Origin of the sequence: Stieleria maiorica, assembly GCF_008035925.1 — a bacterium.
In the GTDB taxonomy this organism is placed as follows: Bacteria; Planctomycetota; Planctomycetia; order Pirellulales; family Pirellulaceae; genus Stieleria; species Stieleria maiorica.
In genome coordinates this window covers 1,781,586-1,803,805 of the sequence record NZ_CP036264.1, presented here as the reverse complement: position 1 = coordinate 1,803,805, position 22,220 = coordinate 1,781,586, and the positions used below count along the sequence as shown (strand labels likewise).

Sequence of the window (22,220 nt, the reverse complement as noted above, 5' to 3'; positions counted from 1 at the left end):
GGCCTCCATCGGCGCAGGGTCTCCATCGACGCTGCGGCCCGAACGCTTGCGCGAATCGGCTGATGTCACTCGTGTTTCGTCGCCCGATGGATGCGGTGAGTCGAACATCGATCGCGGAATGACTTCGCTTGAATTCTGAACCACCGCAGATTCCAGATTTTGCGTAGTTCAGGCTCCGCCTCAGGGGCCGTGTGGCGGAGCCACTCGGGCATTACGTTCCTAGGCGGAGCCTAGGAACGAGGAGGAGTGCTGGCGTGTGATTCTCGAACCACGCAACATGCTAAACTGCAGCTTTCCCCGCCCGTCGAATCGATTGATACCGATGTCCATGAAACCTCTGTTCCGAATCCTCTCCACGATCCCGCTGCTGTTCTGCTTTTGCAGCCTCGCATCATGCGACCAGCCATCAAAGAACGCCGCCACGGGCGAAACTTCCGCTGCAACCGCAACGGCTTCCGCAAACCACGCCGGTGATTTCGATTGGCCGCGGTTGCTGGGGAAAAACTTTGACGGTGTCGCGGAAACCTCCGGCATCGAACTCGACTGGACGGAAACGCCCGAGGTCATCTGGCGGCTGCCGGTCGGCGACGGATACGGACTGGGGTGCGTGGTCGACGGGCGTTACTACCACGCCGACGCCGTGCGCAGTGACCAACCGCTCGGGCAGCGGGGGTTCATCGAGCGGTTGAGGGCATTTGATTTGAAAGACGGACGTTTGATCTGGTCGGTCGATCGTCCGCTGGAATACCGGGACATGTACGGGTACGAAACCGGTCCGCGGGGGACGCCGGCCAGCGACGGCAAATCGATCCTCACGTTCGGTTGCGACGGCGAGTTGTGTTGTCGCGACATCACCGACGGCTCGCTGAAATGGAGCGTCTCGACCAACCAGGAGTACGGCGTCGTCCAGAACTTTTTCGGCGTCGGGTCGTCACCGCTGATCCTGGATTCGATGGTGATCGTTCCGGTCGGCGGCAGCCCCGCAGAGGACCAACAAATCGCACCGGGACGCCTGGATCGCGTGATCCCCAACGGTTCGGCGCTGGTCGCTTTTGACCTAGCCGGCGGCGACCAGGTTTGGAAATGCGGCGACGACCTGGCCAGTTACAGCAGCCCGCGACCGATGAAGATCGGCGACAAAACGGTGGTGCTGTTGTTCGCCCGCAATCACTTGCTGGCGGTCGATCCGGAGGCGGGCAAAGTGCTGTGGAAACAGCCCCATCGCGCGGACATCCTGGAAAGCGTCAACGCGATGATGCCGGTCGTCGACGGCGATCGGGTTTTCATCAGCGAGTGTTACCAGGTCGGCAGCCGGCTGATGAAGGTCACGCCCGACGGCGCAAACACGTTGTGGCTGGACCCGCCACGGAATCGCCGCGCCCAAGCGATGCGTTGCCACTGGTCGACGCCGGTCTTGGTGGATGGATTCTTGTACGGTTGCAGCGGACGAAACAACCCCGACAGCGACTTTCGCTGCGTGGAACTGGCGACCGGAAAGGTCCGGTGGAGTGACGACCGGGGAATGCGAACGTCGGTCACCCGCGCCGGCGAGCACTTGATCGTGTTGGACGAGTACGGCCGGCTGGAGATCGTTCGCCCCAACCCGGAAAAGCTGGAGATTCTCGCGGAGTACGATTTCGGCGACCAGCTGCAAACCCCCTGCTGGGCGGCTCCGATCCTGGTCGGCGATTCGATGCTGATCCGCGGCGACGGCCACGTTCTTTGCCTGGCGATCGCGACGCGTTGACGCTACACCAATTGAGTCGGGCATGTTAGGATCGGCCGCAAATTGCTGGGCAGCCCCACGTTGAACTCGCTGCGCTCGCCAGGGCGTGGAAAACGCCCAGGATCCACCTTCTGGCGAAGGTAGCGACGTCCCCTCGATCATTTCTGCATTGTTGAAACATTCATGGCAACTCACGAAGAACACGTCCTGGTCATCCCCGCATCGGTCATCGACGCGATCGGCGTGATCGACGGCTTTGAATCGGATGTCGATCGATTCTTGGGACCGATTCTGGAAAGCGACCAATTGTCCTATCGGCCTCGCGGGGCGATGGAAGTCGACCCGAGTTTCAAGCAATTGATTCCCTACGTGGTTCTGGAATGGGCCGACGACGCGGGACAGCGACACGTGTTCGCGTACACCCGCGGCGGAGGCGGCGGCGAAGAACGTCTGCACGCCAAACGCAGCATCGGAATCGGCGGGCACATCAGCCGCGAAGACGCCGCCGACGGCAGCGACGCCTACGCCACCGGGATGCAACGCGAACTGGACGAAGAGATCCGATTGGAAGCACAGTACACCGAGACCCGTGAGGGGCTGATCTATGATCCCTCCAACGAAGTCGGTCAAGTTCACTTGGGGGTGGTCCATCGATTCGTGCTCGATTCCCCGAACGTGACCAGCAACGAAGCCGATCTGGCCGAGGGCGGATTCGTTTCGATCGACCAGCTGCGATCCGAACACCAACGGCTGGAAACCTGGAGCCAGTTGGCGCTCGATGCGCTGTATGGTTGAACGCGTTGTGTCGGTGGGTGTCTCGCCTATAGACGATTCCCGGTCGCGGCGAAACAGCGACAATGGGCGGCTTAAGCCTGGACACCAACACCGATGCCCGTCCCACGAGCGAACGTACGATGATCTACTTGGACAACCACGCGACGACGCCCTGCGACCCCCGCGTCGCCGAGCAAATGATGCCGTGGTTGGTCGAACACTTCGGCAATCCACACAGCACGTCCCACGAAATGGGGCGTCAGGCGAAATCGGCGATCGACACCTCGCTGGGGGTGATCGCGTCCCGGTTGGGAATCGCGGCGGATTCGGTGCTGATCACCAGCGGGGCGACCGAGAGCAACAATCTGGCGATCGACGGCATCTGCCGCCACCCGCGCCAACGTCGGCGCCATGTCGTGACCAGCACGATCGAACACCCGGCCGTTCTGGACGTGGTGGCCAGACTTGAAAAAGACGGCTTTCGAGTGACACGTGTTCCGGTGCATGCCAATGATCACCAGCTTGCCGGACAGATCGATCTGGACCAACTGGCCGCAACGATCGACGATGACACGGCACTGGTTTCGGTGCACTGGGCGAACAACGAAATCGGCGTGATCCAACCGATGGAATCGATCGCCGAAATCGCCCACCGATCCGGGGCGCTTTTTCACAGCGACGCGACGCAAGCGGTCGGTCGAATTGACGTGGATTTAAAACGCGTGGACGTTGATTTGATCAGCGCGTCGGCCCACAAGTTTTATGGCCCCAAAGGTGTCGGCCTGTTGACGATCGCCGGCGGCATGGCGGCGCGCCGTGTCCGATTGAAACCGATGATCGTCGGCGGCGGCCAACAACGAAACTTGCGCAGCGGGACGATGTCGCCGGCCAATGTCATCGCGATGGCCACCGCGCTAGAACTGGCCATCACGGAATCAGCCTTGGTCGCCGAGCGAGTTAGCCAGATGCGGTCGCAACTCTGGAACGGGTTAGTCCAAGGCATCGACGGCATTTCTTCCAATGGGCCACCGGCAAATCCGTCGCGTCGGTTGGTCGGCAACCTGAATTGTCGACTGCCGGGGATCGAAGGCGAATCCTGGATGGCGGCCTGCAGCGACGTCGCCTTCAGCAGCGGTTCGGCCTGCAGCAGCGTCGATGCCAAACCGAGCCACGTGTTGACCGGGTTGGGGCTGAGCGAAAGCGAAGCACGGCGAAGCGTGCGATTCGGGATCGGGAAATTCAACACGCCCGACCAGATCGACCGCGCGATCGATTTGTTGGTCGCCGGCTACCAGAACCTGACCAGATAGTTGCTTGGCCGGATAGTCTCACCCGGTCGGATAGGCGAATGTGATTCGCCAGGTTTTCCCGGTCACCCCATCTCACCTTCGTTTTTCGCGGAACGCAGCAACGGAAAGTCACCACGGATGGCAGAGCGTACCCACGGATTCCTCTCTGGATGACATCCGTGGGTACGCTTTGCTATCCGTGGGCCAATTCAAACCATCTGCGGAAGGGGACGACTTGCTCGCTGAAGAACGATTTGCGTCATCTGAAAACCATTTTGCGTCGCCCCCGGTATCAATGGTGTCACGGTTGTCACAATTCGCGACGGATGAACACTCAATCGGCGTGAGAATCCGCAATACTCCGCATCGTCGGCCCAATCTTCGCTACCGCCTTGCCGATGGTCGGTGCATAATGTGTGGCGATTTCCCACCCGATACTTTTCCCCCACCGATTGCCTACCGACAATGAAATCACCTACCCGGATTGTTTTCCTGGCCGCCGCGGCGCTGCTGGCCGGATTGCTCGTCTCCCCGTTCACCCTGGCCGCCGATCTGAAGCTTCAAAAGGGCGACCACATCTGCCTGGTCGGCAATGCGTTGGGCGAGCGGATGCAGGCCGAGAACGAATGGGAGACGCTGCTGCACACGCGTTTTCCGGAACTGGAACTAGTCGTTCGAAACCTGTGTTTCCCCGGCGACGAGCCGTACATCCGTATTCGCTCGAAAAACTTCGGTGATCCGACCAGCCATCTGACGCACAGCCAAGCGTCGGTCGTGATGTATTTCTTTGGTTACAACGAATCGTTCGCCGGTGAAAAGGGATTGAAGAAATACAAGTCGGACCTGACCAAGCTGGTCAATGAAACCCTGGCGGCGGATTACGGCAAGGGACGTCCACAAGTCGTCCTGGTCTCGCCGATCGCGTTTGAGGGATCCGACGACCCGAACCTTTCCGACGGCAAGCAGCAGAACCAGAACTTGGCCATGTACACCGAAGCGATGTCCGATGTCGCGTCGCAAACCGATGTGGTGTTCGTCGACTTGTTCACGCCGACGAAAGCATTGTTCGAAAAGTCCTCCGAGCGGTTGACGATCAACGGATTTCATTTGAGTGATCGCGGATACGATGCATTGGCCCCGATCCTGGATCAGGCACTGTTCGGCAACGAACTGAGCTCGGCAATCAATCCCGATCTGAAAAAGGAAATCGACGACAAGAACTTTCACTGGTTCCATCGCTATCGCGCGGTCAACGGATATTCGATCTACGGTGATCGCGGTCTGGCCGGGCAAGACGGCGACCGCAAGTACAACAACCGCGACGTGATGGAGCGTGAACGCGCGATCTTGGACGAGATGACGGCAACCCGCGACGCGCGGATCTGGGCCGTGGCCGCCGGCAAACCGGTCCCCGAAACCATCGATGATTCTCAAACGCTGCCGTTCCTCGAGCCCACCACCAACGTCGGCACGCCGAACGACAAGAACGCCAAGGCCGGAAAACTCGGTTCGTTGGAATACCTGCCGGCGGCCGAACAGATCAAGTTGTTCGATCTGGCCGACGGTTTTGAGATCCAATTGGTCGCGTCGGAAGAACAATTCCCCGAGCTGTCCAACCCGGTCGCGTTGAACTTCGACAGCAAGGGCCGCTTGTGGGTCGCGACGATGAAGTCGTACCCGCACTGGAAGCCCAAGTCGCCGATGAACGACAAACTGTTGATCTTTGAAGACAACGACGGCGACCATGCCGCCGACGTCTGCAAGGTGTTTGCCGAAAACCTGCACCAACCGACCGGTTTCGAACTCGGCCACGGCGGCGCCTACGTTTCGCGCCAGCCCGACATCTGGTTCATCAAGGACACCGACGGCGACGACAAGGCCGACGAGGTGACCCGGCATTTGATCGGATTCGACTCGGCCGACTCGCACCACGGCATCGCGGCGTTCGAATGGGGCCCCGGCGGCAACCTGTACTTCGAAGAAGGCACGTTTAAGTTCTCCGCCGTCGAATCGCCCTACGGCGTACGTCGGTTAGCCGAAGCCGGGATCTGGAAATACAACCCGCGGACCGAACGCATGAACGTTCACGCGTCCTTCGCGTTCTCCAACCCGTGGGGATACTGCTACGACAAATGGGGACAAGACTTCATCGGCGATGCCTCACCGGGCAACGCCTACTGGGCCGCCCCGATCAGCGGACACGTCGAGTTCCCCAACAAGCACCCCGGCGGCAGCCAACACCGACGCGTCGCAGAACTTGCCGGCGGTGATCCCAAATACAAGTTCCCGACGTTTTACCCCAAACGGATTCGACCGTTGGCCGGATGCGCGATCGTTTCCAGCCGCCATTTTCCCGACGACATGCAAGGCAACTTCCTGGTCACCAACGTGATCGGAGAACGCGCGATCTTGAATCACAAGATCATGCCCGCTGAAAACGGCAGCGGCTTTGTCGGCAAAGAAGTCGAACCGTTGCTCTCCTGTCGCGACGGCAACTTCCGACCGGTTGATGTTCAATTCGCTCCTGACGGGTCGCTGTACGTCGTCGACTGGCACAACGCCTTGATCGGCCACCTGCAACACAACTTGCGCGATCCCAGCCGCGACCATTCCCACGGACGAATTTGGCGGGTCACACGCAAGGACCGACCGCTGTTGGAACCGGCAAAAATCGACGGCGCCCCCATCGCCGATGTGTTGGAATTGCTGAAGTCGCCCGAGGATCGTACCCGTTATCGCGCACGACGCGAACTGGCCGCGCGCGACAGCGCCCGCGTCCTGGAGGGATTGGATACCTGGGTCGATGGGCTGGACCCGTCCGATCCCAACGTCGAACACCAGCAGATGGAAGCGTTGTGGATGTACCAAACCCACAATCGGGTCCGCACCGAATTGCTGGACAAATTGCTGGCGTCGGAAAACTATCGGGCACGTGCGGCCTGTGTGCGGCTGACCTCACACATGATGCACGCGATCCCCGATCACGCCGATCGATTCGCCAAAGCCGTCCACGATGAACATCCCACGGTCCGTTTGGAGGCAGTGCGCGCGATCAGCTTCCTGGAAGGAGACGAGGCGATCGAAATGGCCCTCGGTGTCCTGGAATACGAGATGGACGACTACTTGCAGTACACGCTGGATGAAACCATGCGTCAGCTGGAACAGTAGGAACTGGGCCTGCTGCAACCGATGACAGACGCACGTTCTTCTACTCGAGCTCCCCTCGCCCCACTTCGGGGAGAGAGGCCGGGGGGAAGGGGAAATCAACGCGTGCGCTGGAGCGAAATTCTTCCGCAATTCTGCAGACTGTGCCCGTCATCCCCAGCCCTTCTCCCCCACAAACCCGGGGGAGAAGGGAGCCAGAATAAAGACGCGAAAACAACACCACCTCCTATCACCTCGACCCTGCCATTCAAACCATGCGTTTGCTTTTATTTCTGTTCGCCGTCGCCCTACTTGAGACCGCCTTCATCGCACCGTGCCCCGCACAGGGGCCCACACCGCCGACAATCTTTCTGGACAAATCGCCGCGGATCGTCGCCTATCAATTGGGACGTCTGGATGACGAACGGTTGTTGCTCGTCCCCCGGTCGACCGATGACGCGAAGTACATTCCGGTCTACGAAGCCATCGTCGGACGTCCCGCGATGGCAGCCGGGATTCGCGAAGAAGCACTCCAGGCGCTCGCCGAATTGAAAGACAGCTCGGTGGCGGCGGAAATGCTTGCGACCATCACCGATTCAAAGCTGGACAGCCCGGACGCGAAACGGTTGGTCGATCTGTTGACCGGATTGATGCTGGAGCGTCCCACGGCCGAATTGACCGCACTCAAGCCTCAACTCTCCGAGATCGCCAGCGATGAAGATGACGGCACGCTGCGTTCGATCGCGATGGCGGGATTGATCGCCGCCGGCGACGCCGCTGCCGCTCAGTCGATCGCCGATTCCGATTCGGACGCCACCATCGCGCTGCTCGACGCGATCCGACGACTGCCGGGCAAAAAGCTGAAGGTCGCTCAGCGTGACGTTGCGATTGCCGCCTTCGAATCCCCTGCGTCAGCGGAAATCAAACTCGTCGCGATCGACGCCCTGTCGCGGATTCCGTCAGACCAATCTGACACCTACCAGCGATTGGTCACATTGGTCAACGATCCCGAAATGCGGATCGCCGTCTGCCGCGGGCTGATGCGATTGCCGGCAGAAGTTTTCCAAAGCGAAAGTTCGTTGGACGCGGCAAAGACCTTGGTCGCGTTTGCCGAAGCGACGCCGGCGGCCCAGCGGACGACCGATGCGTTCATCGATGCCATGCAACTGGTCGATCGCTTGATGACGAAAATCCCGGCCAAAGATGCTCGGGCGTTGCGGAGTCGGCTTCGCGAAGTCACCGTGCGAGTGGTCAAGATCGGGACCGTGGAAGAAGAGATGCGTTACGACGTGCCGTATTTTGCTGTCGAAGCCGGCCGGCCGGTCCAGATTCTGCTTGAGAATCACGATCTGATGCCGCACAACCTGGTGCTCACCCAACCCGGCGCGCTCAAGGGTGTCGCCATGGCCGGTCTGGCCGCCGGACCGGAAGGGACCGGTGGACTGCCCTATGTCCCCGATTCGCCCAACGTGATCGCGGCGAGCGAGATGGTCGCGCCGGACAAGTCGACACGCATCACGTTGACGGCCCCGTCGACGCCGGGCGAGTACCCCTATGTGTGCACGTTTCCCCAGCACTGGTATCGGATGTACGGGGTGATGGTGGTCGTCGAAGACCTGGATGCGTGGAACCAGAATCCGGTCCAGCCGGCCGATCCGCTCGGCAACACCCGATCGTTCGTCCAAGCGTGGACGCTGGAAGATTTCGCGGGCGACTTTGATGACGATCTTCGCGGCCGGACACCCTCGGTCGGGGAGAAAGTCTTCAACGAAGCCTCCTGTGTGGGGTGCCACAAGATCAACAACGTCGGCGGTGCGGTCGGCCCCGATTTGACCGACACGTACACCAAATGGAAGTCCGACCACGTGGGGATCCTCCGCGAGATTCTGGTCCCGTCGCACAAGATCGACAGCAAGTACGCGATGCAGGTCATCCTGACCACGGATGGAAAAACGATGTCGGGAATCGTCGTCGATGAAAACGACGACACCGTCGCACTGCTGACCAACCCCGAAGCGAAGGAGCCGGTGATCATTCTGCAAGACGACATCGAAGTCATCAAACGCAGTGCAACATCGATGATGCCCAAGGCGTTGATGGACCAGTACACCAAGGAAGAAGTGCTGGACCTGATGGCGTACCTCCAATCCGTCGCCCAGTCCGCTGCGAAGTAGATTGCCGTTGGATGACGACTACCGGTAGCGGAAGCCGCGGAGGCTTTCGGTGCCCCGCGGCTTCGCCGACGGTGAGCGAAACTCTTGGCGAGTTCCGCTACGTTAAAACCAGACCTCGGCGTCGCGGTCATCGGTTATAGTTGTCCAATGGCCACGGACAAAATCAATTCGAACGAACCCCCGGTCGAAGGCGACGACGGCTTGGACGAGATTCTGGCAGAGTACCTGCAGCGCCTCGAATCCGGCGAGTCCCCCGATCCGGCAGACTATCTGGCGCGTTATCCGCATCACGCCGACGAATTGTGCAGTTTCTTTCGCAATCACCACTGGATGGGAGAAGGTCCGGCGCCGCAAATCGTCTCATTATGCGGCCAGGAAATCGGATCCTATCGGATTGAATCCGAGATCGCGCGGGGCGGCATGGGTGTCGTCTACCGCGCCCGACAGACGGGGCTCGATCGCTGCGTCGCGGTCAAGTTGATCAGCAGCGGGGTTCTGGCCAGCGAAGAAGAACGCAAACGGTTCCGCATGGAAGCCGAGTCGGCGGCCCAATTGGATCACCCTGGCATCATCTCCATCCATGAAATCGGGACCTGGAACGGCCACGAATACTTTTCGATGACCCTGGTCGACGGGCCGACGCTGCAACGATACGTCGACGACCAATCGCTGGGCGACACCCGGGCCGCCGAGATGGTCCGTGACATCGCACGGGCAGTCGGTTACGCCCACCGAGCCGGCATCGTGCATCGCGACCTGAAACCGGACAACATTCTGATCAACCAGGACGGACGTCCGTTGGTGGCCGATTTCGGACTGGCCAAATGGAGCCAAAAGGGGACGATGTTGACGCGGACCGGCCAAGTCCTGGGGACGCCCAACTACATGAGTCCCGAACAGGCGGCCGGCCGCGCGGGATCGGGTGTGGCGTCCGACATCTATTCACTCGGCGCGATCCTTTACGCACTCATCACCGGCGTGCCGCCACACGAGGGCTCCAATCCCGCCGAAGTGATCCGCAGCGTGTTGCAAGACGAGCCCAGTCTGCCGCGAAGCTACCGGCCGCAACTCTCTCGCGACCTGGAAAACGTCTGCCTGAAGGCGATTCGCTATGAGCCGGAATGTCGCTACCAATCCGCCGACGAATTGGCCGACGATCTGGACCGCTACCTCGCCGGCGACACGATCAAGGCGGCCGGCAGTGGATTGATCGAACGCGTGGCCCGCGAAATCGGTCGCGACCAGCACCAAGATCATTTCCTCCGCTGGCACGGGACGCTTCTGCTGCTGGGCGTGATCATTTTCGTCACCCACGTGTTGATCTTTGTCTTGCTGCGGATGCAGTTTCCGCATTCGATCGCCTATTGGATTCCGCGGCTGACGATGTTTGCCTTGATCTTCGGGACGATTTATCGCGCCCGGGACGGATCGTTGTCCCCGCGCAGCATCGCCGAACGACCGGTGTGGTCGATTTGGCTGGGCTATCTCAGCGCCCTGGCGGTCGTCAATATTTTGCTGTTCCTTGGCGGCATCAATGATTCCGCGCTGTTTCCGCTCGCCTCGGCGCTCAGCGGATTCGCTTTTGTGGCCATGGCCGGTCACATCTGGGGCGGTTCGGCGCTGGCCGGCATCGCGTTTTTCCTGGTCGCCCCGCTGATGGTCTGGTGGCCGCAGATTGCCCCGCTGCTGTTCGGGACGATGTACCTGTTGTCAATTCTCGCGATTAGCCAGCATTACCGTCGCCGCGCCAAATGAATTCCTCTACCGCCGGGGCGGCAGGAACGTGTAGGCTGGCGCGATTGTTGGAATCGTCCAGCTTAGGAACCAAGCGAAACGCGACTCATACGAATGCTCCGTCTGTACGACGTCCTTTCGAGGTCGTCGTCAGGAGTCCTGCGGACGACGGCCCGGAAGGGCCATCGTACTCGAAGAACCGGTCGCCCTAAATCGACACAACGAGATCGAAACATGGACGTGCAATCCCATCGACGCCGCTCTTTCGCGCGGACGGCCTTGGTCGCGATGGCGGTGACCGGCATTACCGGGTGCCAAAGTCTGGTCGAGCGGGGCTGGATCGCACCGCCAGGGCCGATGAATTACCAGCAAGCCAACGCCGTCGTGCATGACCCGTTCCCCCAGGCCGACATCGGCCCGGACGATAAATCCATCCGCCCCCCGGACTATCAGAATCCCTTGTCACTGCCGGTGCGGAACCAGATGAAGAATCAAGTCACACCTTGGTTATCGCCTTAGGGCATGCAGTGCATGCGACCTCGGCGAACGCCACGCAAGGCGTGAAAGACTTGATCGCTACCGAGTCGAAAACTTAAACACGGTTTTCGTTTCGTACTCGTCGTCCGGTTTCAGGATGGTCGACGGAAACGTGGGTTGGTTGGGGCTGTCGGGATAGTGTTGAGTTTCCAAACAGAACCCACCGCGGTGGACATATTTCTTCCCCGACTTTCCGGTCAGCCGGCCGTCCAGGAAGTTGCCACAGTAGAACTGGATTCCCGGTTCGGTGGTTGAAACTTCCAGCACGCGTCCGCTGGTCGGCTCATAGACCGTGGCGGCCAACGTCATCTCGCCGGTTTGGCCTCCCTTGTCCAAGACCCAGTTGTGGTCATAGCCGCCGCCGAATTTCAGCTGTTCGTTATCCGCGGCGATATCGCGGCCGATCGGTTTGGCGGTCGTGAAATCAAACGGAGTTCCCTGGACGGCCGGCGTCGTACCGGTCGGAATCAACGTTTCATCAACGGGCGTGTAACGTCTGGCGTTGATCATCAACTCGTGGCCCAAGATCGTGCCTTCCCCTTCACCTTTGAGATTAAAGTAGGTGTGTTGGGTCAGGTTGATCGGCGTCGCCTTGTCGGTGGTGGCCAAGTAATCAATCTCGATCGCGTTCTCGTCGGTCAATCGATAGGTCACCGAGCAGTTCAAATTGCCCGGGTACCCTTCTTCGCCGTCTTTGGCCAAGTAGGACAGGGTCACTGCGTTGGCTTCGTTGTCGACCTTACCGTCCCAGATGACTTTGTCAAATCCGATGATCCCGCCGTGCAAGCTGTTCGGCGGGTTGTTGATCGCCAGGGTGTACTCTTGGTCGTCGATGGTGAATTTCCCCTTGGCGATCCGATTGCCGTAACGCCCCACGACGGCACCAAAGTACGGTTTGTCGACGGCGTTGGTGTAACTGGCGATGTCGTTGTAGCCCAATGCGACGTCGGCCATCTTGCCGTCGCGATCAGGGACGACGATCGACATGATGATCGCGCCATAATTGGTGATTCGCACGGTCATACCGCTGTCGTTTTTCATCGTGTAGATCTGAATGTCGCCCGCCGTTTCGACCTCGACCGCCTCGGCGGAGAAAGCAAACAATGGGGCAATTGCCAGGGCGAGACAAACGCAACGACACGGCCAGGAGAGCGCGGAGATGGGGTTCATGATGGAGGCGATGAAAAAGGTAGGTAATGAGAAGGGGGAAAGGATTGAGTTTAACGTGGTGAAGGGGTGACCACGGTTTGAGGAAGACATTGCCGGGGGCGACCCCAGCTGATTGCAGCGACCGGCGGCGATCACGCGTGCCGAGCGGAGATCTCAGGCCGACACGCCGGGTTGGATGACCACCTTCATCGCACCTTTCTCGCCGGCATACAAACGTGAAAACCACTCGGGGCCTTCATCAAGCGTCGCCGTTGCCGTGATCAACGGTTCGACCTTGATCGCGCCGCTGCGCATCAATTCGATACACGCAGGGTACTCACCGCAGGACGCGCAGGTGCCAAAAACGTTCAATTCTCGGGTCACAATCGCCTGCAGGGGAACTTCGACGCGGGGTGCCAGGTTGCCGACCAGCGTGATCGAGCCGCCTTTGCGAAGGCATGCGATCGCCGTGTCGATCGTCGCGGTCGCCCCGACGACTTCCAACGCCACGTCCGCTCCGCGACCGCCGGTCAGTTTCCGGACCTCTTCGGCGACGTCGACCTGATCCGCCTTCAAGGCGACATCAGCGCCCAAGGCAAGCGCGGCGTCCAGCCGATCCTGGTCCAGGTCCACCGCGATGACTTTGGCACAACCGGCCAATCGGATCGCTTGGATGGTCAGCAAACCGATCATCCCGCTACCGACGACGACGGCGGTGTCACCCAGCTTGACCGGTGTGCGATTCGCCGCGTGCACGGCCACCGAAACCGCTTCGATCAACGCGGCGTGTTCGAACGGCATTTCCTCCGGCAACTTGTAACAGATGTGTTGCGGCACCGAGACCAATTCGGCGAACGCACCGTGCCGACGGTACTCGCCACAGGAGACGCCCAAGACGGTTCGATTGTCGCACAGGTTGATCTCGCCTCGGCGGCAATGAAAACAGTCGCCACAGGACACCGTCGAATCGAACGTCACGTGATCACCGACGGCAAACCCGGTCACTTCGCTACCGATTTCCGCAACGATCCCCGACGCCTCGTGTCCCATCACCAGCGGCGGGATCCGCCGCCCGCTGCTACCGTCGTACCCGTGGATGTCGCTGCCGCAAATGCCACATGCCTTCACTTGGACCAACAGGTCTTTCGGGCCGATCGTCGGGTTGTCGACTTCGGTGACTTCCAGGTGTTTATATTCTGTCAACAGCATCGCTTTCATGCGTCGAGCTCTCTAGCAGGGGGGGTGGGTGAATGAGGTTCGCACCGTAAGGGTAAAAGATAACCGATGGAACGCAATGAGATGTATCACCGGTGATTTGCGAGCCTTAACCAAACAGGATCGCGATCACGACCGAGATTGTGATCAAAAGAGCTCCCGCGAGGCGTAGAATCATCGTTTTTCCCGACAAATCGGCCTCGCTGCCGCCCCAAATGATCGCCGTCGCCCAGGCCAACAGCACGCCCCAAATGCCCCGCATCGAATAAACGACGTTCACCCGCGGGGCATCGCCGAAGGCGGACAGCGTGAACACGATGCAAATCGCCTGCATCGCGATCAGCAATCCGCCGATCAACAGCGACCGCCGGACCGCGGGGAGCGCAAATTTATCCCGCTGGAATCCGACCAAAAAGACGGTCGAGTAGGCCGCGACGAACCAGAACATGATCGGCAAGAAACGCCCGGAGGACCACGCCGCGATCGGGGACGAGCAGAACCGCTGGACCAACACGTCAAAAATGGAAAACGACGTGCTGGCGGCCATCGCGCTAAGGATGGTGTACCCGATTCGTCCGTGCGTCCCCGCCCCGGTCCACTGCACCAATGCGATCCCGACCGTTGCCAAGACCGCCGCCAACCAAATCGCCGCCGGCAGACTCTGACCACCAATGACCGTTGCCAGGATCGCCACCAGCAGGACCTTCACGCCGAACAGCGGGGCCGCGATCGAGACGTCACCGTGCGTGATCGCGAAAAATGTTCCCATCTGGCCACTGATGTAAAACACCGCCACCAGCGCGGGTTGCCACAGCAACCACGGCTGGACGGGATCGCTTTCAAGCAACCAGAACCCCGAGAACAGCGTCGCGGCCCACAGATTGGCCACCAGTGACACCGTCCATGGATTCGCCCCCTCCAACGTCGCACGCTTCAAAAAAATTAGACCGCAAGCAAACAGAATGCTCGCGGCTAATGGCAACAGCAGGTGAATCGAATCGTCAAGCACGGTGGGATCGAAACAGTGGGATCGAAACGGAGGGAGAGCATTGGTATCTAAACATCTTCTACATCCTCCCCGTGCATTGGCCTGATGGAAATGATGCAGCGACTACCAGACGCGACACGTATCGGAGCCGCAGTTTCACCAGATAAACAAATTCCGGGCCCCCCTTTCCCCCAACAACCTGGCGAGCCCCAGCGAGTCAGGTTGTTGGGGGAGAGGGCCGGGGGGTGAGGGTAGCCTAGCGAACTTGTGATGCTAGGGAAGTGCCCGCTGTCGGTCGATAGGCCGCAACGTACTCATTCACGGACCTCCTCGCAGGTGTACAATCCGTCCATGCACTGCCTCGCCGTCACGATAGAGCGAATCACCATCGCCCGTACCACGATCTTGGCCAGCCTCTGTGCGATCACCACAGTCGGCTTGGTCGGATGTGGCCAGCCGCCTTCGCCTGATCCGATGGTGATCACCGACACCGGATCGGATTTGCGTCATGACCACAAACACTTTCACGGCGATCCACACCGCCATGACCACGACCATCAGGGGACATTCAAGGGAGCGCACTCGCACCCTCATGGGCACGCCCATCGGCACGCGCCGGCACCCCATGGTGGCGTCATTGTCAGCCTGCGGTTGACCGGCCGGCAGGGTGCGTCAGCCAACCAATCGCCGGTGCCGCTGCGGCCACACGTCGAGATCGTGACGGGTTTGCCGGAGCGGCTGAGGTTTTATTTCCTCGCCGAATCCGAAAACGGCCGTTGGAACCGCTGGGACCTCGGGCCGTCGCCGCCGACCGTCGTTTTCACCGCGGGGACCACGCCACTGCATCTGGAATTGACCACGGCCCCCGACGAAGATGGCTACACGGCGCCGCTGTCTGCCGATGTGCAAACGTTGTTTGCCGGGGCGGAGTCAGATATTCCGCTGACCGAATGGGTGATCGACGCCGCGGGGAATTCGTTTGACATTTCCGGCAACGTTGTTTTTCGGCAGGGTGAACTGGACGTCCTTCTAGACTAATCTGTCACCTTAACGAAACGTGTCCGCGTCGTCGGTAATGTTTCTCATCGTCCACAGCCCGCGATTGTTCCATCATGCCCCAGCTACCTTCCCGCCGATCTGCGTTCACTCTCGTCGAACTGTTGGTCGTGATTGCGATCATCGGAATCCTGGTCGGATTGCTGCTGCCGGCGGTCCAGGCGGCTCGGGAAGCGGCCCGGCGGATGTCGTGTCAAAACAATTTAAAGCAACTTGCGCTCGGACTTCACAATTACGAATCGACGTTCAAAGTTCTTCCCTCAGGCTACTTGCACAAGCCCGGTCCCCGCGGCACCGCGATGGAGCCGGCCAATCACATGGGCCTGGCTTGGGGCGCGGCGATGTTGCCCCAATTGGAGCAGAGCCAGGTCGCGATCCTGTTCGATTACAACCGTCCGATGTGGGTGCCGGAAAACCTGGACGCCCGCGAGAAACCGTTGGAGGTGTTTTTGTGCCCCAGCGATACCTATTCCGCCGACGCGTTCGTGATTCGCGACGACACCTCCAACCCGGTCGAACGATACGCGGCAGCCAGCTACGCCGCGAACTGGGGGCCGGCGGACGCCTCGACCAATCTGGATGACACTCCGACGGCCAGCCGAGGCGTCTTCTATCGCAACAGCCGCACCCGTGTTTCGGCGATCATCGACGGGCTATCCAACACCCTGGCCTTTGGCGAACGCCACAACGGGCCGATTCCGATGAGCCAAACGACGGCCGGCGGACACAGTGCGTTTGAGAACGTTTGGAGCGCGGCGATCCGAGACACCGACGAATTAGACGATGACCACGGCCACATGGTGCTGTTCGAAACCCAGTTTCGGCCGAACCAGAAAGACGGCGACGACAAAGGTCTGGCCGCACCCCACGTCGGACTTTGTCAATTCGCGTTGTGTGACGGTTCGGTCCGCGCGATTACTGAACACATCGACGCGGATCTCTACGATGCCCTGGCCACACGCCACGGCAACGAGGTCGTCGAAGACTATTGATCAGACTGGCCAATGAATCTGACGCCGCGCGAATCAGTGAGATCTACAATCACTACGTGCGGACATCGACCTGTACGTTTCATCTGGATCCGGAATCGGTCGATGATCGGCTGGACTGGCTGCGGGCACACGACGATCGCCATCCCGTGACGGTCTTTTGTGTTTCGGGCGAGGTGGTCGGCTGGGCCTCGCTGACCCGGTGGCACCCACGCCCGGCCTACAGCGAAACCGCCGAGGTGTCATTCTATCTGGACCACCGGTGGCATCGACGCGGCATCGGACGAACGCTGTTGACGGACCTGATCGATCGAGCGTCGTCGCTCGGTTTTCATGTGTTGATCGGCGGCGCGTGCACGGAGCACGTTGCGAGCATGGAACTGCAAAAGTCACTGGGCTTTCGCGAGGTCGCCCGATTCACCGAAGTCGGACGAAAGTTCGACCGCTGGCTGGACGTCGCGTACTTTCAATTGACGCTAAACCAATGACCCCCGAACGGATCCAGTCGCTCCTTGAGACCTATCGTGATGGGCTGCTGGAGGACACGTTGCCGTTCTGGATCCGGCACGCTGTCGATCGCCGGCACGGAGGATTCATCACGTCGTTGGATCATGACGGAACCGTGATCGACACCGACAAGGGACTTTGGCAACAGGGGCGTTTCACTTGGTTGCTGGGCGAACTTTATAACCAGGTCGAACCTCGCCAACAGTGGCTGGACCTGGCGATTGCCGGCGCCGACTTCATTGAAAAACACGGGTTCGATCCGAGCGACGGTCGGATGTGGTTCCACGTCACCCGCGATGGCGGGCCGATTCGTAAACGACGCTATGCGTTCAGCGAAAGTTTTGCGGCGATCGCCTTCGGTGAATTGTTCAAAGCTACCGGACGATCACGCTACGCCGACTTGGCACGACAACTCTTCGGGCGATTCATCGACCACAATTTGGATCCAAAAAACACGCCGCAAAAATTCACCGACACCCGGCCGACCCGAGCTTTGGGGTTCCCGATGATCACGATCGCGACGGCACAGGAGCTGCGTGATTCCATCGGATTGCCGGACGCCCAAACGTGGATCGATCGCAGCATCGAAACGATTCGCCGATACCACTTGAAACCGGACTTGAAATGTGTGATGGAAACGGTCGGCGGCGACGGTGCGATTTTGGACCACTTTGATGGCCGAACGTTGACGCCCGGGCATGCGATCGAGGGCGCGTGGTTCATCCTGTGGGAAGGCAAGTTGCGCGGCGACGAAGAACTTGTCCATCTCGGTTGCCAGATGTTGGATTGGAGTTGGCAGCGGGGCTGGGACAGTGAACACGGCGGAATCCTCTATTTCGTCGACCTGCGAGGATTGCCGGTCCAGGAGTACTGGCACGACATGAAGTTCTGGTGGCCGCAGAATGAGACGATCATCGCCACGCTGCTGGCCTATCAATTGACCGGCGACGCGAAGTACGCGACCTGGCACCAGCAGATCCACGACTGGGCGTACGCGCACTTTCCGGATCAACAACACGGAGAATGGTTCGGTTACCTGCACCGTGACGGCAGCATCAGTTCACGATTGAAGGGCAACCTTTGGAAAGGGCCGTTTCATCTGCCGCGGATGCAGTTGACATGCTGGCGAATCCTGAACGAGATGCGAGTGGGATAGGCGGGCACCGGCTCACCGGTATGCAATGCCAACAGGCCGGTCAGCGACCGGCCCGCCCCTTTTCACCCTCACTTGTTCCCAGGCTCTGCCTGGGAACACGCTTTTCTAGAGGCTCCGCCTCGCGTCGGACCGCGACATGTGGCGGAGCCACCGGGGAATTGCGTCCCAAGGCGGAGCCTTGGAACGAGGTCGACGTGCTGGCGAATCCTGAACGAGATGCGAGTGGGATAGGCGGCCACCGGCGCACCGGCATGCAATGCCAGCGGGACGCGTCAGCGACCGGCCCGCCCTTTTCACCCTCACTTGTTCCCAGGCTCTGCCTGGGAACACGCTCTTCTGGAGGCTCCGCCTCGCGTCGGACCGCGACATGTGGCCGAGCCACCGGGGAATTGCGTCCCAAGGCGGAGCCTTGGAACGAGGTCGACGTGCTGGCGAATCCTGAACGAGATGCGAGTGAGATAGGCGGGCACCGGCTCACCGGAATGCAATGCCAGCGGGACGCGTCAGCGACCGGCCCGCTCCATTCACCCTCACTTGTTCCCAGGCTCTGCCTGGGAACACGCTTTTCTGGAGGCTCCGCCTCGCGTCGGACCGCGACATGTGGCCGAGCCACCGGGGAATTGCGTCCCAAGGCGGAGCCTTGGAACGAGGTCGACGTGCTGGCGAATCCTGAACGAGATGCGAGTGAGATAGGCGGGCACCGGCTCACCGGAATGCAATGCCAGCGGGACGCGTCAGCGACCGGCCCGCTCCATTCACCACTTGCCCACCGCCTTCAGTCCCTCGGTTTGCCAAACATGGACACCGCCGGTCTGCCCGGAGGCGAACACACGGTCACCACCGGCACTGATCCCCAACGTAAACAGAAAATCGCCCGCCGCTGATGCCGCGGCAACCGAACCACCGTTGTTGGTCTCATGCACCCGCACCTGCCCGTCGGCACAGCTACTGGCCACACGGGTGCTGTCGCCCAGGAACTCCACCGCGGTGACCTCGTCGGGGAACCCGCCGATCGTGCGTTTCTGTTGCCCGGTTTCGGTGTCCCAGGTTTTGATCGTCCCATCGGCGCTGCCGCTGGCGATCAACCGTCCGTCCCGTCGCCAGGACAGCGACAGAACGTGATGCGTGTGTCCGTCGAGTGCACCGACGACGCCACCGGTCTGAACGTCCAACACGCGGATCGTCTTGTCGGCCGACGCGGTGGCCAGCAGTCGCTCGTCGGGCGAAAACCGCACGCACAACACCGTATCGCTGTGCAGATCGTCGAATCGACGCAACACGTCACCGTTAGCAACTGCGACGACCAGAACCTGGCCTTGGCGACTGGGGATCCCGCTGCCGATCGCGATCGATTGACCATCGCCACGGAAATCCAACGTCGTCACGCGATCGGAAATCAAATCCGATCCCACTCCGCCGATCGTCCGCTCCAGCGTCCATTGGTATCGTCGGTCGAACACTTGAGGCGGCGCGTTGCGTTCGTTGATGATCATTCGATCTTGATCCAGGAAAAACGCATCGGCCGACTCCGTGCCGCGGAAAGGTTGATGCAGGCGATGACGTTCAAGCGGTTTTCCGTCGGCCAGTTGATAGGTCCGCACATCGCCGTCGACATCGACGACCGTGACCGTCGCCTCATCCAGTGCGATGGACGCGATTGCGGCGGAATGACTTTGGCGCTGGACCAGGGCGCCGTGCTGATGTCGCAGATCGGCCAAGCGATTGTTTCGTATCCGCAGCGAATCCTGGTGCGCGGGAATGTTTGCGGCGGCTTTGTCACGCGTCTTGGTTGCCGTCACCAAGGCTTGCTCGCGTTCGGCGACATCAGCTTGCTTCTTCTGCACCTCCGATTCCACCGCAGCGAGAGACTCGCGTTGTTTAGCCAATGCCGCCTTGGTCGTCTCCAGCTGTTTTACTGCCTCGGTCGCATCCGCTTTGGACTTCACCAGGGCTTGATCGGCGTCGGCGCTGCGTTTAGTGACCGATGCCAGTTGTGTCTTCTTTTCCTCGACTTGTCCTGCGATCTCCTGGGCCGACTGTTTCGCGGCGGCCAAGATTCGGTTCGCTTCGTCGGCTTTGGCCTGGGCCAATTCGACTTGCGAGAGCGCGGCCGCGGATTGTTTTTCCAGCGGCTGCAGTTCGGCTTTTAGCGATTCGATCTCGGCCTTGCTTTTCGCGATCAACGCTTCGGCATCGGCCGCAGCCTGATTGGACGCATCGATCTTGGCCTGGGCGTCTTTGATACCCTGCTCGCTGCCGGCGATCTGTTTCGCGACGTCGTCTCGCTGCTTGGCTTTCTCGTCAAATTCCTTAGCGGCCTTTTCACGAGCCTCGTTCACTTTGGCCAGCGCCGCCTGCTCGTTTTCCAGCAGCTTCTTCAGCTCGTCCGTCTTGCCCTCCAGCGTCTTGACCCACGCCTGCTCGCGTTGAACGTCTTGGTCCAACGCCGCGATCCGAAGCACTGATTGGATGTCCCCGGTCAGCGTCCTTTGCAGTGATCCGTCTTCCAGATTCCACAACTTCGTGGTCCCACCTTGCCCGCCGGTCGCGAGGGTCTTGGACGGCGGGTCGATCGCGAGGGATTCGATGGCCGATCCGTGGTCCAGCTCGACCGCGATGTCACCGGAAACCACGTCAATCGTCTTAGCGACACCCGACGCCGTGCCGACGACAAGCTTGCCGGGGCCGAAGAATAAGATCGCGGTGGCGTCCTGGATCGACGCGAGGGCCGGCGACGGGTGTGGTTGATCGTTGTTAAAGAGTCGAACTTGCCCATCCGTACCGAGCGCGGCGGTAAAGTCGGATTCGCTGCTTTGCGCCAGGCACTCGATCGCATGGTCCAGTTTCACCCGCGCCACCAAGGTTCCCGAGCGAGCATCATGGATTCCGATGTCGCCGTGATCATATCCGACCGCAAGTCGCTGGGGATGGGACCAGGCGAGGTCCGCCACCGCGCCAAGACTCTTGATGCTGGCGCGTTGTTCCGACGACGCGAGCTGCCAAATTTCCACATCACCGATCGCATTGACCAGCGCGAGCGCAGACCGATCGGGGCTGATCGCGGTCGGTCCGACGGCATGCCGTAACGCGGGCGGGATCTCGGACGCGATCGGCTGACGCTTCCAAATCCGGACCGTGCGGAAACCACCGGTGGCGATGCGATCACCGAAGGGTGAGAACGCGATCGCTTGGATCACGTCGAAGTCGGCGACACCCGCCTGCGAAAGGTCTGCGTCAACCAACGTGCCGCGAAGGGTACCTGTTTGTGCGTCGGCCAGTTCCACTCGATTGGCATGGCCCACAGCGATCAAACGATCATCCGGGGAAACCGCCAGCGCGTAACTGTTGCGGACCGAATCGTCGATCGGCTGCCACTGGATCACATCCTCGGCCGACAAATCATCGATCACAGCCCCCTGTTCGATCCACGTCCGCAACAACGAGAGTTCCGCCTGCGTCAAACGCTTGGCCCCCACCGTGTTGTCCTCCGGCGGCATCGGGTCATCGTCATCGCTAGCCCGAACGTACAATAAACTCGATTCGGGTTGTTTCGCGACCAGCAACGCCCCACTGTCTCCGCCGGCATCGATCGCCTTGCGACTCTCCAGCGACAGCCCCCCCTCGGCTTGCCCCGCGCGGTGACAAGCCAGACAGTTACGCTGCAAAATCGGTGCAATGTCGCGAGCGTAGCTGACCGATCCGGCGGGATCGGTTTGTTCCGCCGGTGCAGGCGAAGCGAGGAAGCAGAGTACCAAGACGATTGGTAATGATCGATCACGCAT

Annotated in this window: 15 protein-coding genes; 11 read left to right on the top strand and 4 right to left on the bottom strand. The window is 60.4% G+C overall.

The window, feature by feature from the left end; translation table 11 throughout:
- Positions 1 to 322: 322 nt before the first annotated feature.
- From Mal15_RS06015 to Mal15_RS05985, 7 genes are all read left to right on the top strand, one after another.
- Positions 323 to 1,747: a PQQ-binding-like beta-propeller repeat protein gene (locus tag Mal15_RS06015; protein WP_233903304.1), complete on the top strand. Its 1,425-nt coding sequence runs from the start codon at positions 323 to 325 to the stop codon at positions 1,745 to 1,747.
- A gap of 162 nt (positions 1,748 to 1,909) precedes the next feature.
- Positions 1,910 to 2,521, top strand: coding sequence for a phosphoesterase (locus tag Mal15_RS06010; protein ID WP_147866935.1), 612 nt, complete (start codon positions 1,910 to 1,912; stop codon positions 2,519 to 2,521).
- 62 nt (positions 2,522 to 2,583) lie between these two features.
- Positions 2,584 to 3,810 carry a cysteine desulfurase family protein gene (locus Mal15_RS06005; RefSeq protein ID WP_233903303.1) on the top strand — a complete coding sequence of 409 codons (1,227 nt, stop codon included), beginning with the start codon at positions 2,584 to 2,586 and terminating at the stop codon, positions 3,808 to 3,810.
- A 444-nt stretch (positions 3,811 to 4,254) separates the two neighbouring features.
- Positions 4,255 to 6,957, top strand: a complete 2,703-nt coding sequence (locus Mal15_RS06000; RefSeq protein WP_147866934.1) for a PVC-type heme-binding CxxCH protein — start codon at positions 4,255 to 4,257, stop codon at positions 6,955 to 6,957.
- Between the two features lie 251 nt (positions 6,958 to 7,208).
- Positions 7,209 to 9,107, top strand: coding sequence for a c-type cytochrome (locus tag Mal15_RS05995; RefSeq protein ID WP_147866933.1), 1,899 nt, complete (start codon positions 7,209 to 7,211; stop codon positions 9,105 to 9,107).
- A gap of 147 nt (positions 9,108 to 9,254) precedes the next feature.
- The gene (locus Mal15_RS05990) at positions 9,255 to 10,862 is read left to right on the top strand and encodes a serine/threonine protein kinase (RefSeq protein WP_147866932.1); all 1,608 of its coding nucleotides are present in this window, start codon (positions 9,255 to 9,257) and stop codon (positions 10,860 to 10,862) included.
- Between the two features lie 213 nt (positions 10,863 to 11,075).
- The gene (locus Mal15_RS05985; RefSeq protein ID WP_233903302.1) at positions 11,076 to 11,360 is read left to right on the top strand and encodes a hypothetical protein; all 285 of its coding nucleotides are present in this window, start codon (positions 11,076 to 11,078) and stop codon (positions 11,358 to 11,360) included.
- A 57-nt stretch (positions 11,361 to 11,417) separates the two neighbouring features.
- Here the strand turns inward: Mal15_RS05985 and Mal15_RS05980 are convergent, their stop codons facing one another.
- The 3 genes from Mal15_RS05980 to Mal15_RS05970 form a co-directional block, all read right to left on the bottom strand.
- Positions 11,418 to 12,548, bottom strand: coding sequence for an aldose epimerase family protein (locus tag Mal15_RS05980; protein WP_147866931.1), 1,131 nt, complete (start codon positions 12,546 to 12,548; stop codon positions 11,418 to 11,420).
- 153 nt (positions 12,549 to 12,701) lie between these two features.
- Entirely contained in the window at positions 12,702 to 13,736 is a 1,035-nt protein-coding gene (locus Mal15_RS05975; RefSeq protein WP_233903301.1) for a galactitol-1-phosphate 5-dehydrogenase, read from the bottom strand.
- Positions 13,737 to 13,851: 115 nt separating this feature from the next.
- Entirely contained in the window at positions 13,852 to 14,751 is a 900-nt protein-coding gene (locus Mal15_RS05970; RefSeq protein WP_233903300.1) for a DMT family transporter, read from the bottom strand.
- 330 nt (positions 14,752 to 15,081) lie between these two features.
- Here Mal15_RS05970 and Mal15_RS05965 point away from each other — a divergent pair, with 330 nt between their 5' ends.
- The 4 genes from Mal15_RS05965 (at position 15,082) to Mal15_RS05950 (ending at position 18,438) form a co-directional block, all read left to right on the top strand.
- Positions 15,082 to 15,768, top strand: coding sequence for a hypothetical protein (locus tag Mal15_RS05965; protein WP_147866929.1), 687 nt, complete (start codon positions 15,082 to 15,084; stop codon positions 15,766 to 15,768).
- Between the two features lie 74 nt (positions 15,769 to 15,842).
- Entirely contained in the window at positions 15,843 to 16,778 is a 936-nt protein-coding gene (locus tag Mal15_RS05960; RefSeq protein WP_147866928.1) for a DUF1559 domain-containing protein, read from the top strand.
- Positions 16,775 to 17,263, top strand: coding sequence for a GNAT family N-acetyltransferase (locus tag Mal15_RS05955; protein WP_147866927.1), 489 nt, complete (start codon positions 16,775 to 16,777; stop codon positions 17,261 to 17,263). Before Mal15_RS05960 ends, Mal15_RS05955 begins: the two co-directional genes overlap by 4 nt.
- Complete coding sequence (locus Mal15_RS05950) at positions 17,260 to 18,438, top strand: AGE family epimerase/isomerase (RefSeq protein WP_147866926.1); 1,179 nt, start codon at positions 17,260 to 17,262, stop codon at positions 18,436 to 18,438. Before Mal15_RS05955 ends, Mal15_RS05950 begins: the two co-directional genes overlap by 4 nt.
- 755 nt (positions 18,439 to 19,193) lie before the next feature.
- Here the strand turns inward: Mal15_RS05950 and Mal15_RS05945 are convergent.
- On the bottom strand, positions 19,194 to 22,220 hold the full coding sequence (locus tag Mal15_RS05945) for a WD40 domain-containing protein (RefSeq protein WP_167546653.1): 3,027 nt from the start codon (positions 22,218 to 22,220) through the stop codon (positions 19,194 to 19,196).

Excerpts from the sequence above, each read along its gene's own strand:
- Mal15_RS06015 (WP_233903304.1), top strand. The coding sequence starts at position 323 with ATGTCCATGAAACCTCTGTTCCGAATCCTCTCCACGATCCCGCTGCTG.
- Mal15_RS06010 (WP_147866935.1), top strand. The coding sequence starts at position 1,910 with ATGGCAACTCACGAAGAACACGTCCTGGTCATCCCCGCATCGGTCATC.
- Mal15_RS06005 (WP_233903303.1), top strand. The coding sequence starts at position 2,584 with ATGGGCGGCTTAAGCCTGGACACCAACACCGATGCCCGTCCCACGAGC.
- Mal15_RS06000 (WP_147866934.1), top strand. The coding sequence starts at position 4,255 with ATGAAATCACCTACCCGGATTGTTTTCCTGGCCGCCGCGGCGCTGCTG.
- Mal15_RS05995 (WP_147866933.1), top strand. The coding sequence starts at position 7,209 with ATGCGTTTGCTTTTATTTCTGTTCGCCGTCGCCCTACTTGAGACCGCC.
- Mal15_RS05990 (WP_147866932.1), top strand. The coding sequence starts at position 9,255 with ATGGCCACGGACAAAATCAATTCGAACGAACCCCCGGTCGAAGGCGAC.
- Mal15_RS05985 (WP_233903302.1), top strand. The coding sequence starts at position 11,076 with ATGGACGTGCAATCCCATCGACGCCGCTCTTTCGCGCGGACGGCCTTG.
- Mal15_RS05980 (WP_147866931.1), bottom strand. The coding sequence starts at position 12,548 with ATGAACCCCATCTCCGCGCTCTCCTGGCCGTGTCGTTGCGTTTGTCTC.
- Mal15_RS05975 (WP_233903301.1), bottom strand. The coding sequence starts at position 13,736 with ATGCTGTTGACAGAATATAAACACCTGGAAGTCACCGAAGTCGACAAC.
- Mal15_RS05965 (WP_147866929.1), top strand. The coding sequence starts at position 15,082 with ATGCACTGCCTCGCCGTCACGATAGAGCGAATCACCATCGCCCGTACC.
- Mal15_RS05960 (WP_147866928.1), top strand. The coding sequence starts at position 15,843 with ATGCCCCAGCTACCTTCCCGCCGATCTGCGTTCACTCTCGTCGAACTG.
- Mal15_RS05950 (WP_147866926.1), top strand. The coding sequence starts at position 17,260 with ATGACCCCCGAACGGATCCAGTCGCTCCTTGAGACCTATCGTGATGGG.
- Mal15_RS05945 (WP_167546653.1), bottom strand. The coding sequence starts at position 22,220 with ATGCGTGATCGATCATTACCAATCGTCTTGGTACTCTGCTTCCTCGCT.